Annotated in this window: 12 protein-coding genes and 3 pseudogenes; 6 read left to right on the top strand and 9 right to left on the bottom strand. The window is 43.8% G+C overall.

Annotated elements, in window-relative coordinates; translation table 11 throughout:
• The first annotated feature begins 321 nt into the window (after window positions 1–321).
• A complete protein-coding gene (locus N4A56_RS11435; RefSeq protein WP_295547416.1) occupies window positions 322–2,130 on the top strand; it encodes a DegV family protein in 1,809 nt (602 codons plus the stop codon).
• 160 nt (window positions 2,131–2,290) lie between these two features.
• Here N4A56_RS11435 and N4A56_RS11440 read toward each other — a convergent pair whose 3' ends face one another.
• From N4A56_RS11440 to N4A56_RS11480, 9 genes are all read right to left on the bottom strand, one after another.
• Window positions 2,291–5,335: an efflux RND transporter permease subunit gene (locus tag N4A56_RS11440; protein WP_295547419.1), complete on the bottom strand. Its 3,045-nt coding sequence runs from the start codon at window positions 5,333–5,335 to the stop codon at window positions 2,291–2,293.
• A 9-nt stretch (window positions 5,336–5,344) separates the two neighbouring features.
• Window positions 5,345–6,430: an efflux RND transporter periplasmic adaptor subunit gene (locus tag N4A56_RS11445; RefSeq protein WP_295547422.1), complete on the bottom strand. Its 1,086-nt coding sequence runs from the start codon at window positions 6,428–6,430 to the stop codon at window positions 5,345–5,347.
• A gap of 12 nt (window positions 6,431–6,442) precedes the next feature.
• Complete coding sequence (locus tag N4A56_RS11450; RefSeq protein ID WP_293668337.1) at window positions 6,443–7,060, bottom strand: TetR/AcrR family transcriptional regulator; 618 nt, start codon at window positions 7,058–7,060, stop codon at window positions 6,443–6,445.
• 141 nt (window positions 7,061–7,201) lie between these two features.
• Window positions 7,202–7,492 (bottom strand): hypothetical protein, encoded by a 291-nt coding sequence (locus N4A56_RS11455; protein WP_293668335.1) that lies wholly within the window; start codon window positions 7,490–7,492, stop codon window positions 7,202–7,204.
• A gap of 192 nt (window positions 7,493–7,684) precedes the next feature.
• Window positions 7,685–8,311, bottom strand: a complete 627-nt coding sequence (locus N4A56_RS11460; protein ID WP_293668333.1) for a 2-oxoacid:acceptor oxidoreductase family protein — start codon at window positions 8,309–8,311, stop codon at window positions 7,685–7,687.
• Window positions 8,312–8,316: 5 nt separating this feature from the next.
• Window positions 8,317–9,132, bottom strand: a complete 816-nt coding sequence (locus N4A56_RS11465; RefSeq protein ID WP_293668331.1) for a 2-oxoacid:ferredoxin oxidoreductase subunit beta — start codon at window positions 9,130–9,132, stop codon at window positions 8,317–8,319.
• 7 nt (window positions 9,133–9,139) lie between these two features.
• Window positions 9,140–10,285, bottom strand: a complete 1,146-nt coding sequence (locus N4A56_RS11470) for a 2-oxoacid:acceptor oxidoreductase subunit alpha (RefSeq protein WP_295547425.1) — start codon at window positions 10,283–10,285, stop codon at window positions 9,140–9,142.
• 2 nt (window positions 10,286–10,287) lie between these two features.
• Window positions 10,288–10,617: a 4Fe-4S binding protein gene (locus N4A56_RS11475; RefSeq protein WP_293668327.1), complete on the bottom strand. Its 330-nt coding sequence runs from the start codon at window positions 10,615–10,617 to the stop codon at window positions 10,288–10,290.
• 577 nt (window positions 10,618–11,194) lie between these two features.
• On the bottom strand, window positions 11,195–11,905 hold the full coding sequence (locus N4A56_RS11480; RefSeq protein WP_295547428.1) for a response regulator transcription factor: 711 nt from the start codon (window positions 11,903–11,905) through the stop codon (window positions 11,195–11,197).
• A gap of 283 nt (window positions 11,906–12,188) precedes the next feature.
• Here N4A56_RS11480 and N4A56_RS11485 point away from each other — a divergent pair, with 283 nt between their 5' ends.
• The 5 genes and pseudogenes from N4A56_RS11485 to N4A56_RS11505 all read left to right on the top strand — a co-directional run.
• Window positions 12,189–12,788, top strand: coding sequence for an RNA polymerase sigma factor (locus N4A56_RS11485; RefSeq protein ID WP_295547431.1), 600 nt, complete (start codon window positions 12,189–12,191; stop codon window positions 12,786–12,788).
• A 236-nt stretch (window positions 12,789–13,024) separates the two neighbouring features.
• Window positions 13,025–13,447 (top strand): annotated as a pseudogene (locus N4A56_RS11490) (flagellin); the annotation flags it as partial.
• Window positions 13,448–14,665: 1,218 nt separating this feature from the next.
• Window positions 14,666–14,971: pseudogene (locus N4A56_RS11495) on the top strand (flagellin); the annotation flags it as partial.
• Window positions 14,972–15,402: 431 nt separating this feature from the next.
• Window positions 15,403–15,825: pseudogene (locus N4A56_RS11500) on the top strand (flagellin); the annotation flags it as partial.
• Window positions 15,826–16,872: 1,047 nt separating this feature from the next.
• Window positions 16,873–17,265: flagellin (locus N4A56_RS11505; RefSeq protein WP_295547432.1), on the top strand; the 393-nt coding region annotated here is incomplete at its 3' end.

The following is a 17,265-nucleotide window of genomic DNA, read 5'->3' on the forward strand; positions in this document are numbered from 1 at the left end:
ACCAGCGGCACAAATTTTAGTATCTACCGCGCAGTCTTACATTTGTACTGGTCAACTAATGACATAAAACAGCCGAAAAAAATCGCAGCCTGATATCCAGCCTGCAAAACTACAAAAAAGACACTCCTCGACCAGTACCGTCCATATGTATGCAATTGAACCTATAATGTCCAGCCGTGACTTTTCAGATATTGAGGGAATCCACAACTATAAAAACTTTTTTTCTTGGATCGCAAACACTGTTCACCTTGCCTTAATAAACTTTCTCAATTATAGGAGTGTGGCTATTGCGCTTTTTACAGGCCGCTTAAGGAGATTAGCTTGAAGTCATCATCTACACGAATTCAATATCTAGACGGTATTCGCTTCAAACGAGTTGTTAACGCTGCTGCGAAACGTCTCATTGAAAAACATGGTCATCTTAATGATATTAATGTGTTTCCTGTTCCAGACGGAGACACAGGCAGCAACATGGCAGGAACAATGGATAACGTTGTTAAAAAATCTGCCGACACCCTTGACCAGTCTATTGGCAAAATGAGTGAAGTAATTGCAGAAAGTGCTTTACTCGGTGCCCGTGGCAACTCCGGTGTTATTCTTGCTCAATTCTTTTGCGGTTTTTCTGAAGGCGTGAAAGGACTTCAGCGCGTTACTCTTAAAGATTTTTCTGATGCTGCCTCCAATGCATCAAAGCGTGCTCTCGAAGCTATTTCCGAACCTAAAGAAGGTACTATCCTTACTGTTATTCGTGACTGGTCGGATCATCTCTCCGCCAACCACCAAAATTACAACAACTTCCATGATCTTTTGTATGACTCACTTGAGCATGCAAAAGAATCCGTTCTCGCCACTAAAGAAAAACTTGCTTCTTTAAAAGCTGCGGACGTTGTTGATGCCGGAGCGTTGGGCTTTGTATACCTGCTTGAAGGCATTGTTGAATTTACAGAACGCGGAAGCCTTAACAGACAAGAAGAGCAAAGTATCATTCCTGAACCGTCCGCGGGCGTACATGACCGTGTAGCTGTTGATAGCCTTACCTACTCCTTCTGCACAGAATGTATGATTTCCGGTGAAGGCATTGACAGAGATGCACTGCGTAAAGAAGTCGGTGAACTTGGCGACTCTCTTGTCGTTGCAGGCACATCTTCAAAAGTTCGTGTGCATGTACATACAAACGAGCCTGAAACCGTTTTCCAAATTGCAGCGGAATACGGCGAAGTATCTCACCATAAAAAAGAAGATATGCTGGAACAGCACAGAAACCTTCTCACGGTGAAAGAACAGCGCACAGGCATTCTTACAGACTCAACTTGTGACCTTCCTGATGAGTTAATCAAGAAATATGACATCCACGTAGCACCGTTAAAACTGTACATGGACGGTAACGAACTGCTGGATAAAGTAGATATTTCTACTGAAGAATTTAATAAAAAGCTTGCTGATTCTAAATCAGTACAAACCTCCCAGCCTTCTCCAGGGCATTACAAAGCACTCTACGAAAAACTTAACGCAGATTACGAAGAAGTACTGGCAATGCACGTTATGGCAATCCATAGCGGAACCTTCCAGTCTTCTAAAAACATGGGTGCTTCTATTCTTGATGATCCGCATGCTATCGACACCTACACAGTAACAGGCGGTCTCGGTCTTGTTACTCTTGAAGCGGCAAAACTTGCCCAGCAAGGCAAAGGTGCCAAAGAGATTGCAGAGAAAGTTGAAGAGATGCGTAAAAATGTTTTTGTACTGGTTGCAATGGATACTGTGGACTTCGCAGTAAGAGGCGGTCGTCTGAACAAAAACATTGGTACCATTGCTAAGCTCTTCAACATTAAGCCTGTCCTTGAGTTTGCAACCCGCAACGAAGGCTTGTGTGGTATTGTCGCAAAATGCTTCGGCGTTCGTCATTCAGAAGCACGTCTCATTAAGCTTCTCAAAAAACGTGTTCAAGGCAAAACCAACCTGCGTTTTGCAATTACACATGTTGAAGCACCTGAAAAGGCAAAGCGCCTTACAGACATGATTAAAAAAGAATTTCATTCCGATATTGAATTTGAACTGCAAGCAGCTCCCGTACTTGGCTGCTACAGTGGACCTGGGGCATGTGCTGTTTCAGTTCTTTGTGATTCATAATAGCCGAGATTATACACACGTAAAAAAAGCCGCTCATGGATATGAGCGGCTTTTTTTACGTCTATTTTCTTTCTAATGTAGGTTCAAAAACTGCCCCGTCTTTTACATTAGTACAAATAAACGTTTTAAGACGAGGCAGTTAGATGTTCATAAACCCGAATTAACTCTTAACAGTACGAGTAATTCTGAAGAACAAGGTGTACAGAACCGGCACAACAATCAGTGTAAGTACAGTCGCAAAGGTAAGACCAAAGCAAATTGTTACCGCCATGGATGCCCAGAACCTGTCAATAACAAGAGGAAGCATCCCAAGTACTGTTGACATAGCTGCCATGAGTACAGGGCGGATACGACTTACGGATGAATCCAGCACAGCTGCATATGGCTCTTTACCAGCAGCAATCTCTGCATCAATCTGGTCGATCAAAATTACCGCGTTCTTAATCAACATGCCTGACAAGGATAAGAAACCAAGCAAAGCTAAGAAGCCGAATGGCTGCCTTGTAAGCAACAGCCCGCTTGTAACACCGATAATTGAAAGCGGAATGACACAGGCAATAATCAGCGGCTGGCGATACGCGTTAAACAGCATAACAACGACAAGTGCCATCAGCAAAAATGTTACAGGAAGCCCTTTGCCAACGTAAGAACGGGATTCGTTTGACTTCTCCCAGCTACCGCCCCACTCAAGAGTATACCCAGGAGGCAGAGTCAATGCTTCGATAGCAGGTTGAAGTTTACGGCGCAGCGTCTCTGCTGTCCCAACGCGAGGGTCACACTGAACCGTAATTGCGCGCTGATGATCTCTACGACGAACCGTAGATTCTTCCCAAGTTGTCTTTACATCAGAAACAAGCTGCCCCATAGGAATTCCCTGCGGTGACATTTTGTTATAGACCTGAAGCATCTGCATGTCTTCGACACGACGGCGTTCTGTTGCCGGAGGACGCATAATAATAGGAAGTAATTTGTTTTCTTCCCTATACACTCCCATTGTGATGCCATCGTACCCACGCTTCAACGCCTGAGCAACATCAGCACGAGTCACCCCGACACGCAGACCACGTGCCTGAGAATATTCTGCCTCAATCACTTTCACAGGCTGGCGCCAGTCATCACGAACATATTTTGTTGTAGGCTCGGCAAGCATAATTGCCTTTGCCTGTTCTGCAAGGTCATGCAGTACTTTTCTATCTGGACCTCTGAACCGAGCTTCAACTTTAAATTTTGCAGCAGCACCAAGCGGAAACTTGCGTACTCGCGGCTCCGCGTACAAGAATTTTTCATCTAATTCTTTTTGAATAAACTCAATTGTTTCATCAAGCCGTTCGGCATCATTGATGTTAAGGATCAGCTGCCCGTACGATGAATTTGCAAACTCAGGTTCCAGCGAAAGATAGAAACGAGTTCCGCCACCGCCGACGAATGAAGCAACATCTGCGATTGTAGGAAACTGCAACAGCGATTTTTCCAGTGCGTATAAATCTTCCGATACTATATCAACGTTTGTTCCCTCAGGTAGCCAGTAATCCACAATCAACTGCGGACGACGAGATTCAGGGAAAAATGTTTTATCAACATATTTAAAGTTGGTTACAGCTAAAAAGAGCAACACAACCATAGTAGCCAGCGTTACCCATCGGAAGCGGATACTGAAATCCAGCATTTTTCTATAAACTGTAAAGAAAATTCCCGCGTATGGATCTTTGCCCTGCAAGTTTTCAGGTACTTTTAAGCCAATATAGCACCACAGTGCTGATACCGTCATCGCCAGCAGCCAACTCACCAGCAAAGAGACACCTACAACAACAAACAATGATTCACAAAATTCACCTGTGTTGTTGTCTGCAAGATACACTGGCAAAAATGCCAACGCAGCAACAATAGTCGCGCCAAGTAACGGCCATGCTGTTTCGGAATAGGTTTCTTTTGCAGCGTCCAGCCTGCTTTTACCCAGCTGAAGCTTGATAAGCATACTTTCGGTAACAACAATGGCGTTATCTACCAGCATCCCCAATGCAATAATTAATGCACCCAACGAAATTCGTTGCAGGTCAACATGAAGCATGCGCATGACAAGAAAGGTTGTCGCAATCGTCAGCAGCAAACCTAAGCCGATCAACATACCGCTGCGTACGCCCATGAAAATAAACAATAAGGCAACAACAATAAGTAGCGCTGCGCCAAGGTTCATCATGAATTCGTCGATAGATTTCTGAACAAGATCAGACTGCATTGCAACGACGGAAATTTCCATCCCGATAGGTAAAAATTGCTTCAACTCGTTAATGCGAGCTTTAACCGCTTCACCCATCTTAATAACGTTACCGCCTGATACTGTAGATGCAGCAATGCCCAATGACGGCATTCCATTAAATCGCATCTGCTTTGAGACTGGCTCAACATATCCTTTACGGATTGTTGCAATGTCACGAAGCAATACCATTTTATCAGAAGCACCACGGCTGATGATAAGGTTACCTACAGCCTCTACGCTGTTGAATTCTCCATTAACGGCAAGGCGTAATCGTTCGCGTCCGATATTAATGTTACCGGAATCTATAACGATATTTTGTTTATCTAATGCATTAAAAACAGATGCAGGTGGAATACCGCGTTCGGCAAGAGATGTACTGGACATATCTACATAGATACACTCTCGCTGTGCGCCCCATATTTCCACTTTTGCTACGTTTTTCACCAGCAAAAGCTCTTTGCGCAGCTCATCGACTTGTTTTTTCAGCTCTGCATAGGAAAAACCATCGCTAGTGACTGTAAGAAACACGCCGTACACATCGCCAAAGTCGTCTTTGACCATTGGTGCTCGTACGCCCGGTGGAAGGGTGGGAGTCACATCACGCATTTTTTTGCGTAAATCGTCCCATATCTGCGGTAGTTCTCTCGCGCGTTTGCTTTCTTGAATATCAACCCAAACAACCGAAAGCCCCGGACGGGACATAGAGCGTACATGCTTCAAGCTTTCCATCTGCTGGATAGCTGTTTCCAGTACGTCTGTGACCTCTTCTTCCACCTGAACGGTGCTGGCACCAGGGTATTGTGTAATAACAATAGCTGTTTTAAGCGTAAATTCTGGATCTTCCAGTTTACCCATTTGGAAATATGAGTACGCACCAGCAATGAAAAGCAGCAACACCACAAACTGTGTTATGGCGCGCTTTTTAATAGATAACTCAGCTAAGTTCATTGCAGCACCCTACTTTCCAGAATCGAGAAGACGAACTTTTTGCCCAGCAGATAAGTAATGTGCACCAGCAATTACAACCCACTCACCCTGCTGCAATCCGTTGATAACTTCGATCCCACTCGAAAAGACCTGACCGACCTTAACTGAACGGCGTTCAACAGAAGTGGATTCTGTATTGTACACCCACACTGTTGATAAACCTTCTTTGTCCGCTACCACTGCGGTTTCTGGCAAAATATAATGAGCGCTCGTATTTTCTTTTGCGAAATGTAATGTCACATTTGCTGCCATCCCCGGAAGAAAGCTAATATCTTTCGGACGCTTGAACTGCACTGTCAGAGGGTATGTGCGGGTCTCCGGCTCTGCATCGAATGCAAGTTCTTTGACCTGTGCTTCAATGTGGTTACCGGGGAATGCTTCAAGGTCTACTGTTATACCTTGCAGCTCATTCTGACGGATAATCAGGTTATCTGGTAACCCGATAGTCACTTCGAGCATCTCAATATCCTGCAATTTAACAACAGGCTGACCAGCTTTGATTGTCTGATAATTATCCATGTATTTAGTAGAAATATATCCACTAAATGGCGCTTTCAGCGAAGCATATGCAAGATCGGTTTTAGCTTTATTCAACTGTTCAGCTAAAGACTTAACCTTAGCTTCAGTAGTCTTGTATGTGGCTTCTGCTTGGTCAAACGATGCTTTCGCGGCATTATCTTCTTCGAAAAGCTTACCATAGCGCGTATAGCGCAAGTGCGCTTCTTTTAAAGCAGCTTTTGCACCCACCAACTGTGCTTCAAGTCTACGTACTTGTATGCGGTAGTCGGTGGTATCAAGCGCAGCAATCAAGCTGCCCTTTTTCACATACTGCCCTCTTGTCACTGGATAGCTAATCAACTGTCCACTTACACGAAACGCCAACGCGACCTCAGATGTAGCTTCTACCTTGCCAGGAAAAACTCGTGTTGCAACCTGATCTGCTGGTGCAATCTTCATGGCTTTTACAGGTCTAATAACATCTGCAACCTTTTCTTCCTTACAACCGGTCAGCAACGGCACAATACATAAAGCAATAACTAGTATTTTTCGAAACATATTACTATCCTGCTAAGCTAATATCCCATTAAGAAATAAATCTTTTATAGAAGCCATTGTCTCTTCATCAAGCTCACCGCGAACAGCTTCACTTCGAATGATTGTCTGACAAAAATCTTCAAATAAGCGGGCAAGAACTTCTACATTCACCGGCTTAAAAAGCCCCTGCTCTATCCCTTTTGTAAACAACGTAATCAAGTTGTTTTCAACTTCCTTTCGGCGCTCAGCAATCAGTGCATCAACAACTTCATCACCGGAGGAGCCAAAACCGTTACCGACCATGTTGTACAACAAAATATATTCATGCCGCTTGTTAAAAGCGACTCGTCTCGCCTGCAAAAATTTTGTTATTATCGCCATGGGGTCGCCTTCGCTACTCCAAACAGGGCGCAATTCGCTCGTGATATCTGCAATCACGCCGACCATAATCTCTCTAAATAACTCGCGCTTACCCGGGAAAAATTTATAGAGCGTTCCTGTCGCAAATTCTGCCTCTGCGGCAATTTCCTGCATCGACACCGAGTGGTATCCCTGCTTCGCAAACAGGCGCATTGCGGCATCAATAATATCTTTTCTATGCTGCTCTCGTTCGCGTTCTTTACGAGAAAGTGCAGTCGAACCTGTACTCATATATTCCTCATTCATTCTATGAATTAATATTCATTTTTTTAACAAGATATTTCCCATAAATGAAATATCAATTCAAGACAATTAAAAAGCTCCCGCTGGAGAACATCCTGCGAGAGCTTCTAGATAGATATATGGTACGGTCTATTCGACGTCTTCAACCCATTTGGTTAATGTCGCTATGATTTTTCTAGCTTGATCCGGGCTGGAAATATTGAATTTAGACTGAGCACGATACTCACCGTTCATCTTACGGTAACGGCGGATCATATATTTTTCCGGTCCGTAATCATCTTTTTTGTTGTCCCACTGCTGGTAACGGAAAATAATAGTGGTCCATGCCCCCTTGGTAAGAACTTCTTTATCAAGTTCTTTTACAATAAGGAGGTCACCTTCTTCATAGTTAATAGTGAGTTCTTCAATTGTACTGCTCATACTACTCCTCGCAATCTAAAAATATTGAGGTCTGCGTACTACGCTATTGGCTTTGGTGCAAGAAAATACAGAAAGCGAAGTCTCATCACCACGCATCCACTCATACAGTTATGCCACGGCGACAACGCACAAACAAAGTCAACCTTTACGTGTCGCAGCAACAAAAGCATGTAGAATTTTTAACATAACACCCTAATCTTCAAATCCTTCCGCTTCATCCTCAACTCCATTCTCTGCTGCTGTTTGCCAGATTTTAGGAGCTTCACCAAGATGACGCTTTGCCTCACGCAGTCCAAGATTGAATGCTTTGACATTCAATGCCTGAATTTTAGGAGGTAACGTTTCTTCTAACGATTTGCGGACAATTCGCGGCTCTGCAAACGCAAGTAAATGAGTCACTGCCCCAAGAACAATTGTGTTTAGCGTTAATTCGTTACCAATCTTATCCTTAGCGAGCTTCGTAAAAGGCAGCCCCACAAATTGGTTTGTTGGCGCATGCTGTACCAGCTCAGAATCAACCAGCAACACACCACCACGTTTTAAAAAGCGGTAATAAGCATTACACGCGGGTTGAGACAATGCCACAAGCAAATCCAAATTTTCTGTTTTTGGAAAACTAATAGCTGAACTACTAATAACGACATCCGCACGGCTGGAACCACCACGGGCTTCAGGTCCGTAACTTTGTGTCTGGGTCACATTATACCCATGTCCCAACGCAAGAGAATGTCCAAGTACGCGCCCGAGAGTAATCAGCCCCTGACCGCCAGTGCCAGACAACCGAATTTCAAAACGATCTATCTGCTGTAGCTCTTTCATGTGCTTTACTCCTTCGCCTGCAAGGACTGACGCAACTCATCGTAACGCTCTTCAAGCCCCGGTCTATCGAGATTCTGGAATACGCCTGTCGGGATACGGGTATCGCCTTCTTTCAAATTTTCCACTTTGACAGTGTTCTTTTTTAACCAGTTGTACATATCAACAACACTACGGAATTTATTTTTTCGACCATACTGCGTCGGACATGGCGACAGTGCTTCAAGCACAGAAAATCCCGGATGCATGATGGCTTGCTGCATCAGTTTATCTAATTGATTTGCATGAAACGAAGTACTGCGGGCAACAAAGTTAGCTCCAGCAGCCTTTGCAAGTTCAACTGTATCAAAAGGCTGTTCTAGTGACCCAAAAGGAGAAGTCATAGACAAATCACCTTGAGGTGTAGCAGGAGAACACTGCCCCCCTGTCATTCCGTAAATCTGGTTATTCAAAATTAGAGCAGTCACACCGATATTTCTGCGTGCTGCATGAATGAGATGGTTCCCGCCAATAGACATGGCGTCGCCGTCTCCCATTACACAGATTACATTAAGTTCTGGGTTTGCCATTTTAATACCAGTGGCAAAAGTAAGAGCACGCCCGTGTGCGGTATGCACAGTGTTAAAATCAACATACACCGCCATGCGACCAGAACAGCCGATACCGGCAACTATGACCACATTGTCTTTATGAAGCTGCAAGGCATGTACGCTGCGTACAAGTGACCCAAGAACAATGCCATGTCCGCAACCAGCACAGAACACATGCGGAAACTTTTTGTTATGCCGCAAATAGTCGTGAATAAGTTTTGTAACGTCAGACATATCATACCTACAATATTGCTTTAAGAATTTCAGACGGAGTAATAATCTGCCCATCTACACGATTAAGTGTACGGATACGGGTATGTCCGTTGTTTACTCGTTTCACTTCACGAGAAATCTGTCCCATATTCATTTCAGGAACCAGCAAATGCCCACACTGCATACACAGCTTTTCTACAGCCGGACGGGCAAACGGGAACAGCGTTTTTAGTGTCAGCAATCCCACCTTATACCCTCGTTCACGAGCCTGATCCACAGCATGATGAGCAGAGCGGGCAACACAGCCATACGCGACAACAGCATATTCAGCGTCCTCAAGGCAATATTCATCAACTAAAATGACATCATGGTAGTAATTATCAATTTTTCGGAACAAACGGGTCATAAACTCATTAACCTCATCTGGTCGTGAAGTCGGGTAGCCCATTTGATCGTGAGTAAGCCCAGTAACATGACAGCGATATCCCTGCCCGATGGCAGCCATGGCAGGCACACCACGAGCAGCTTCCGCATACGGCTTGAACCATTCAGGCGGCACAGCTGGTTGCATGCGGGACAACACTTCCAGTTCATCTTCGAACGGGATGGTAATTTTTTCCCTTGTATGGGCAGTCACTTCATCAATAAGCAGAATTACAGGAGTGCGATATTTCTCTGCCATATTAAAAGCAACGACTGTCATTTCCAGACATTCAGGAACGGTTGAGGCTGAAAGCACAATGACTGGATGGTCACCGTGGGTTCCCCATCGCGCCATCTGTACATCTCCCTGAGCAGGTGACGTCGGTAAGCCAGTACTTGGTCCGCCACGCATAACATTGACGATCACAAGCGGAGCTTCAACCATACACGCGTATCCGATCAGCTCCTGCTTAAGGGAAAACCCCGGACCAGACGTTGCTGTCATCGCTTTGCGACCAGTCAAAGAAGCGCCAATTACCGCTCCCATGCTGGCAATCTCATCTTCCATTTGTAAAAAAACACCGTCTTCAGTCCGTGGCAGGCGTTGCGCCATAATCTCCATTATTTCTGTCGACGGTGTAATAGGGTATCCCGCATAAAATGTGCACCCTGCCAGTAATGCGCCCTGAGCAACAGCCTCGTTGCCTTGTGCGAATAATTCTTTTCTTTTTCTACGCCTTTTGTGAGCCATACCTAGCCCTCTGCTACTGCTTTTTGTGGAATTTTCTCGGATTCGCTCGATTCGCTTGCCACCCCAGCACCACCAGTTTCACCCGGCTCACAGCTGGTTCTACAATGCATACCGTTACTGCTACATTTTGGTCTGACCGCAATTGCAAAATCAGGACAATGAAGTTCACAAAAACCACAGTTAATACACTCTTCCGGCTGAACTACTTCTGCCTTGCCAAGCGCATTAAGTTGAAGAACCTTACCCGGACAGAATGCAACACATAGTCCGCATCCCTTACACCAATCCGGATACACACACACAAGAGTTTGGCCTTTATTCTTCTTTGGCATTGCCGCACCGGAAACCTGTAAATTGTGGTGGCATCGCCACCGTTACACCCACGCTCTCCACCCGCCGTGTGCAAGTAGAAAGATGCCTCAAGGCTAACAGCCTTATCTTACACAGGGTAAATAAAATACTTACTTAGGCAGTTACATGCTGCTTACATTCACTGCAAGAAAATTCATGTATTTTTGTCAGTCATAATACACTTTTATACCTAAGCACATGCCCCAATGGTGTTTGATCTATCAACCACTCACACCCAACATGTTCCAGCCAGATGCAAGTGCGATAACTGTATCAAACAATAAAATACGATCTGTGCTCATGCTCCTTACTACTTGTTTCGCACCAAAAGCAGAAAAACAAAAAAGCTGAGGACGATCATCCTCAGCTTATACGCAGTATTGTAACATTATATATACAGGCGTGATTATAAAAATTATCAAGCCTTCAGTTTAATGAAAATTCAAAGAGATAAACTATTGCTGTAACGTGAAGCAACAAGCACAGGTAATTATATGTACGAAGCAGCAAGTTGCTCCACCTGAGAAACATGCAAGCCAGACAGGCTTCCATGCGCAGCTATCCAGCAGCTTTTTCTTGTGGCATGCTATAAAAGTAGCCGACACCGCGAACGGTTACAATACGTTCGGATCGATCCGAAACGTTTCCGAGTTTTTTTCGAAGCTTGCTTATATGGACGTCAATGCTGCGATCATATGGCTCAAGCTCTTTTCCTAAAGCTTTAAGAGAAATCATCTCACGAGAAACAGTTTGCCCCGCAGCATCAATCAACATTTCAAAAATAACATATTCAACCTGCGTCAGCCCGATACTCTCCCCATCACGCCGAACAAGCCGTGCACTGGTATCAATTTCGACACCATCGAATACGTAAGTACGGCTGCGGGCAACTGAGCCAACATATTTTGTACGGCTTCTTCGAAGAAGACTTCGAACGCGGGCAATTAATTCCCTTTCGTGAACAGGCTTCAGTAGATACTCATCTGCTCCCATTTCCAGCGCGACAATCTTATCAACAAGTTCAGATCGTGATGACAAGGCAACAATAGGAATATGCGACTGACTACGTAACGATGCCAAAAAGTCAAATCCATTCGTATCTGGTAAATCCATATCCATTATCAGCAGATCATACGCACCGGTAAGCTCCAATGCTGCAACCTCTGTCGCACTTTCGCATATGGTACAAGTAAAACGCTCATCCTTTAATGATTGGACATAAGCGTTCCGCGCTTCGATTTCTGAATCAACCAACAATAGAGAGTACATATTTATTCCTTGTGGGCACTTTTTTCCGTCACCCGCCTTCTATGTTTAATTATACAAAATCGATGCCAAGTGGTTTCAAGCACATTATCGTATCATTATATATACGCAAACATCTCGATAACCACTGAGTTAGGCTTGTAATGAAGTCTTAACAAAAAGAAAAGAGAAAGAACCCTCATTTTTGGCACACTCTATGCTTTATTCACAGTAATTCTAAATTTCACCTCTCGTGTGGCAAATTTTTCCGCCGCCTTCTTAGGAAAGAACACACTTGGAGGTTTATATGGAAACTACTATTATTGCGAGACAGCCTGCTGCTCCTACTCAGTGCACCACAACCGCTAAAAACAATACAGCGGATGAGCGTCTTGTTAAATTATGCCTTGAGGGTAACCAAACCGCATGGAATCGTTTTGTGGCTGATTACAGCGCTATCATCAATCATGCAGTATCATGGACTCTGAATCATCATGGTGCATCAACAGCCGCAAAGGATGATGTTGTACAGGACATTTTTTTCCGCCTCATTAAATCTGAATGCAAACTCTTACAAAGCTGGGATAGCTCACGCGGTAGTTTAAAGACATGGCTTGCGGTTGTATCCCGAAGCGCAGCTATTGATTTCATCCGGACAGACCGCACTTATTTATATGATGCAATTGACGAGCAGCCAGAACTTAGCACAGAGATGTCAAACCTGCTTGATCTTCCGGAAGTGCCATTTCACATTCTTTCAACTCGGCAAAAAAGTGTTCTTCGATGCTTATACGGAGAGGAGCTTACCGCAGTAGAGGCTGCACAAAAGCTCGACATCCATCCTCAGACTGTTCGCAGCATCCACCACACGGCTCTACAAAAGCTTCGTGCGACCATGTTTCATTAAAAATTAAACTTCTCGATTACGTCATCTTACAAAAAAAGCTCCTGTTTAATAAAACAGGAGCTTTTTTACGTTACCGTCAACATAACATATTGATATTAAAAATTACTTTGGATTTAAAAATAAAATAATTTTTTTTTAATTTTTTTTAAATGAAGACGATAAGATATAATAGTACGGCACTCATGGATGAGAGCCGATTATAAACTTTATTCAATATCTTCACGGAGGAAGTTATTATGGCTTTAGCAATTAACAACAACCTGATGTCTAACAACGTCACTCGCAACCTTCAGACGCACTATGGCAAACTCAACCAGTCCACGCAAAGATTATCTTCAGGTCTTCGCGTTAGTTCTGCTTCTGACGACGCAGCAGGTCTCGCAATTCGCGAACTGATGCGTGCGGACATTGCTGCTTTAGGTCAGGGAGTTCGCAATGCTAACGACGGTATTTCCATGATCCAAACCGCTGATGGCGCACTCGGCGTTATTGACGCAAAACTCATTCGCATGAAAGAGCTTGCCGAACAGGCATCATCCGGTACTTACACCGATGTTCAGCGTAAAATGATCAACAAAGAATACCAGTTGATGGCTGATGAAATCACTCGAATTGCCTCTGACACTGACTTCAACAGCAGAAAGCTTCTTGCTGGTAGTGGCCAAGACACTAAAGTTGAGCAAAGTGTTGCACAAGACAGCACTACTAGAACAGCCGAAGCAACCAAAGTTTCTACACATGGTAACACCGAAACATGGAGAAACCAGCAGCTTAAAAAAGAAGCAGTAACAGGTGACGCCAATATTACAAAAAGCGGCGCCACTGATAAAGACGGTATACAAACCATTGTTGCAAACGGCACTGCAGGCACACTTACTTACGACTCAAGAAGTGGTCTGGCAAAAGTTGTAAACAATATCGGAACAACAGCAGCTACAGGCAGCATTGACACTAAGACCGGTGAGGTAAAAGGCCTTACACTTGCTGCTGGTGGGTCAACAATGGCAGCCGCTGACAACACTTACAAGGGCGCTAACATTAAAATTGAAACTCGCACAGCAGGCGGCGAGTGGAAAGACATCACCGCCACCATCACAGCAGCAGGCGTTGACACTGCCAACAACGGGGACGACGTTAGAATCTCTGTTGAACAAGCTGATGGTAGCATAATTCGTGATGCATTTACAAATAATGCCAACAAATTCACCTTAAAAAAGACAGCTGCTGATACATTTACAATTGAAACAACAGCGGCATCTAACACCTCTATTCAGGTAAAATCAGAAGTTGCGGCATCAAAAACATTTGAGCACACTGCACAGTCTGGATTAACAGTCACTACAGATGCAGTAACACATTTCGAAAATAACTCCGCGTCTGTATCAGGTGCAACAGCTGAGTTAACTCACAATGCTCGAACTGGGAAGATTGACGGTATCAAAACCGTTGAATCCGAACTCAAAAACAGCTACGGAACAGAGAAAAAACCAGTTCAAGACTACAAAATTGAAGTCTTTAACGAAAAAACAAACTCTTGGGATGAAGTTGTTCTTGGTGGAAAAGACGGTGACACTGTTGACATCATGGACGACGCAAACAAATTCCGCATCACCGCTGAATATGCTGACGGCCAGAAAACCCGCGATACCATTTCCAACAACACTGGTGGCCGTTTCACACTCACCAAGACAAGCAATGGTCTTGACATTGGCATGAAAACTGGCTCAGAAGCACAAAAATCTTCAACTCAACTGGAAGTTAAATCCGAAGATTTAGTCACAGTTAGCTTGCACTTCGGGGCGAGCAGCCAGGAAACAGATAGCTACGATACTGAAATCAATACAGCAACTGCAAAAGCTCTCGGTGTTGGACAAGAAGCAGGAGACAACATCGAAACTCAAGAAAATGCTAGAAAAGCATTGGAAAACATCACAGTTGCAATCAGTAAAAAAGATGAAATTCGTGCACAGCTTGGTTCAACCCAGAACCGCCTGACAGCTACCATTGAAAACATCTCTATCCAGAAAGAAAACCTTCAGGCTGCTGAGTCCCGCATCTCTGATGTAGACGTAGCGACTGAAATGACTGAATTCAATAAGCAGCAGATTCTTGCTAACGCAGCAGTATCCATGCTTTCTCAGGCAAACAACTTGCCAAAAATGGCTCAGAAACTTCTTGGCTAATACGCCTTAGTTCTCTTACATGCTAGCCTACCCCCTGTCTCGAATGAGACAGGGGGTCTTCTTTTTTATTGCACGGTACAACGGCAAAAGGAGAACAACATCTGATAACATTTATTAGATAACACTTTCCCACAAAATAACTACAGCTCATTATGTTGTTTTAAAATCACTATCAAAACATCAGCTATACTGTCTTAATACTCTGAATTTACTACTTTAAAACCTGAGACACATCTTTTTTGTTTGATTAACAAAAAGTTTTACTTTAAAACTTTTAAACGTGATTTTTATATCAATTTCAATAATCAATAAAAAAAATACTATTTTCCTTAAACCTTTTCCAACGATAGACGATTAGGTACATAACACGGCGCTCATGGATGAGAGTCAAAAACCTAATATTATTTAATATCTTCACGGAGGAAGTTATTATGGCTTTAGCAATTAACAACAACTTGATGTCTAACAACGTTACCCGTAACCTCCAGACACATTACGGTAAGCTTAATAAATCTACCCAGCGCTTGTCTTCCGGTCTTCGTGTTAGCTCTGCTTCAGATGATGCAGCAGGTCTCGCAATCCGCGAACTCATGCGTGCTGATATAGCCGCCCTTGGTCAAGGTGTTCGAAACGCTAACGACGGTGTCTCCATGATTCAAACAGCTGATGGAGCACTCGGTGTTATTGACGCAAAACTCATCCGTATGAAAGAGCTTGCCGAACAGGCATCCTCCGGAACATATACTGACGTTCAACGTAAAATGATCAATAAAGAATACCAGTTGATGGCAGACGAAATTACGCGTATCGCCTCTGACACTGACTTCAACGGCAGAAAGCTTCTAGCAGGAAGCGGCCAAGAAACTAAAGTTGAACAAAGCGTTGCCCAAAATGGAGGTTCCCGCGAAGCAAATACTGTTTCGACCTATGGCAACACCGAAACATGGAGAAACCAACAGCTTAAAAACGAAGCTGTGACTGAAAGTACACATGTCAAAAAAAGTGGCCCCTCCGATAAAAACGGTATCCAAACTGTAACTTCTGACGGCACAATCGACACACTCACTTACAAATCAAGAAGTGGGCTTGCGACAGTTGTTAACAGTATGAAAGCCGCAATTGATACAGGTACTATTGACACAAAGACTGGAGAAATAAAAGACATCGACCTTTCTGCAACAGGTTCGACTATGGCTGCTGCATCAAACGTTTATAAAGGTGCTAACGTTATAATTGAAACCCGCACATCTGGTGGCGAATGGAAGGACATCACTGCCACCATCACTGCCGCAGGCACTGCAACTGCAACTGCAGGTGACGAGGTAAGAATTACAGTAGAAAGCAACGATGGGGAATTACTTCGTGACACATTCACAAACACCTCCAGCAAATTCACCTTAAAAAAAGCTGCACCCAACCACTTTACAATCGAAACAGCCACAGCCTCTACCACAGCAATTCAGGTACACTCTGAAGTCGCAGCAACAAAAGCATTTGAACACACTGCACAGTCTGGCTTAACAGTTACTACGGATGCAGTGACTCATTTTGAAGACAACTCTGCATCTGTCGCTGGTGCAAAAGCTGAGTTTACCCATAATATTAAAACAGGAAAAATCACCGACATCAAATCTGTTGAATCTGAGCTTAAGAATACTTACGGCACAGAAAAAAAACCAGTTCAAGATTACAAAATAGAAGTCTTCAATGACGAAACAAACACTTGGGATGAAGTTGTTCTTGGTGAAAAAACTGGTTCCACAGTTGACATCATGGATGACGCTAACAAATTCCGCATCACTGCAGAGTATGCTGATGGTCAAAAAACCCGCGACACTATTTCCAACAACACTGGTGGTCGATTTACACTCACCAAGACAAACAACGGTCTTTCCATTGGCATGAAAAGTGGTTCAGAAGCACAAAAATCTTCAACTCAATTGGAAGTTAAATCCGAAGATTTAGTAACAGTTAGCCTGCACTTTGGAACAAGCAGTCAAGAAACAGATAGTTACGATGCTGAGATCAACACCGCTACAGCAAAATCTCTTGGTGTTGGACAAGAAGCAGGTGACAATATCGAAACTCAAGAAAATGCTAGAAAGGCTTTGGAAAATATCACAGTTGCAATTAGCAAAAAAGATGAAATCCGTGCTCAACTCGGCTCTACCCAGAACCGCCTGACCGCTACTATTGAAAACATCTCTATCCAGAAAGAAAACCTTCAGGCTGCTGAATCACGCATTTCTGATGTAGATGTCGCAACTGAAATGACTGAATTCAACAAGCAGCAG

This window comes from Halodesulfovibrio sp. (genome assembly GCF_025210605.1).
Classification (GTDB): Bacteria; Desulfobacterota; Desulfovibrionia; order Desulfovibrionales; family Desulfovibrionaceae; genus Halodesulfovibrio.

What these genes read in the sequence shown, in the direction of transcription:
- N4A56_RS11440 (WP_295547419.1), bottom strand. Translation starts at nt 5,335, where the DNA reads ATGAACTTAGCTGAGTTATCTATTAAAAAGCGCGCCATAACACAGTTT.
- N4A56_RS11445 (WP_295547422.1), bottom strand. Translation starts at nt 6,430, where the DNA reads ATGTTTCGAAAAATACTAGTTATTGCTTTATGTATTGTGCCGTTGCTG.
- N4A56_RS11450 (WP_293668337.1), bottom strand. Translation starts at nt 7,060, where the DNA reads ATGAGTACAGGTTCGACTGCACTTTCTCGTAAAGAACGCGAACGAGAG.
- N4A56_RS11455 (WP_293668335.1), bottom strand. Translation starts at nt 7,492, where the DNA reads ATGAGCAGTACAATTGAAGAACTCACTATTAACTATGAAGAAGGTGAC.
- N4A56_RS11460 (WP_293668333.1), bottom strand. Translation starts at nt 8,311, where the DNA reads ATGAAAGAGCTACAGCAGATAGATCGTTTTGAAATTCGGTTGTCTGGC.
- N4A56_RS11465 (WP_293668331.1), bottom strand. Translation starts at nt 9,132, where the DNA reads ATGTCTGACGTTACAAAACTTATTCACGACTATTTGCGGCATAACAAA.
- N4A56_RS11470 (WP_295547425.1), bottom strand. Translation starts at nt 10,285, where the DNA reads ATGGCTCACAAAAGGCGTAGAAAAAGAAAAGAATTATTCGCACAAGGC.
- N4A56_RS11475 (WP_293668327.1), bottom strand. Translation starts at nt 10,617, where the DNA reads ATGCCAAAGAAGAATAAAGGCCAAACTCTTGTGTGTGTGTATCCGGAT.
- N4A56_RS11480 (WP_295547428.1), bottom strand. Translation starts at nt 11,905, where the DNA reads ATGTACTCTCTATTGTTGGTTGATTCAGAAATCGAAGCGCGGAACGCT.
- N4A56_RS11485 (WP_295547431.1), top strand. Translation starts at nt 12,189, where the DNA reads ATGGAAACTACTATTATTGCGAGACAGCCTGCTGCTCCTACTCAGTGC.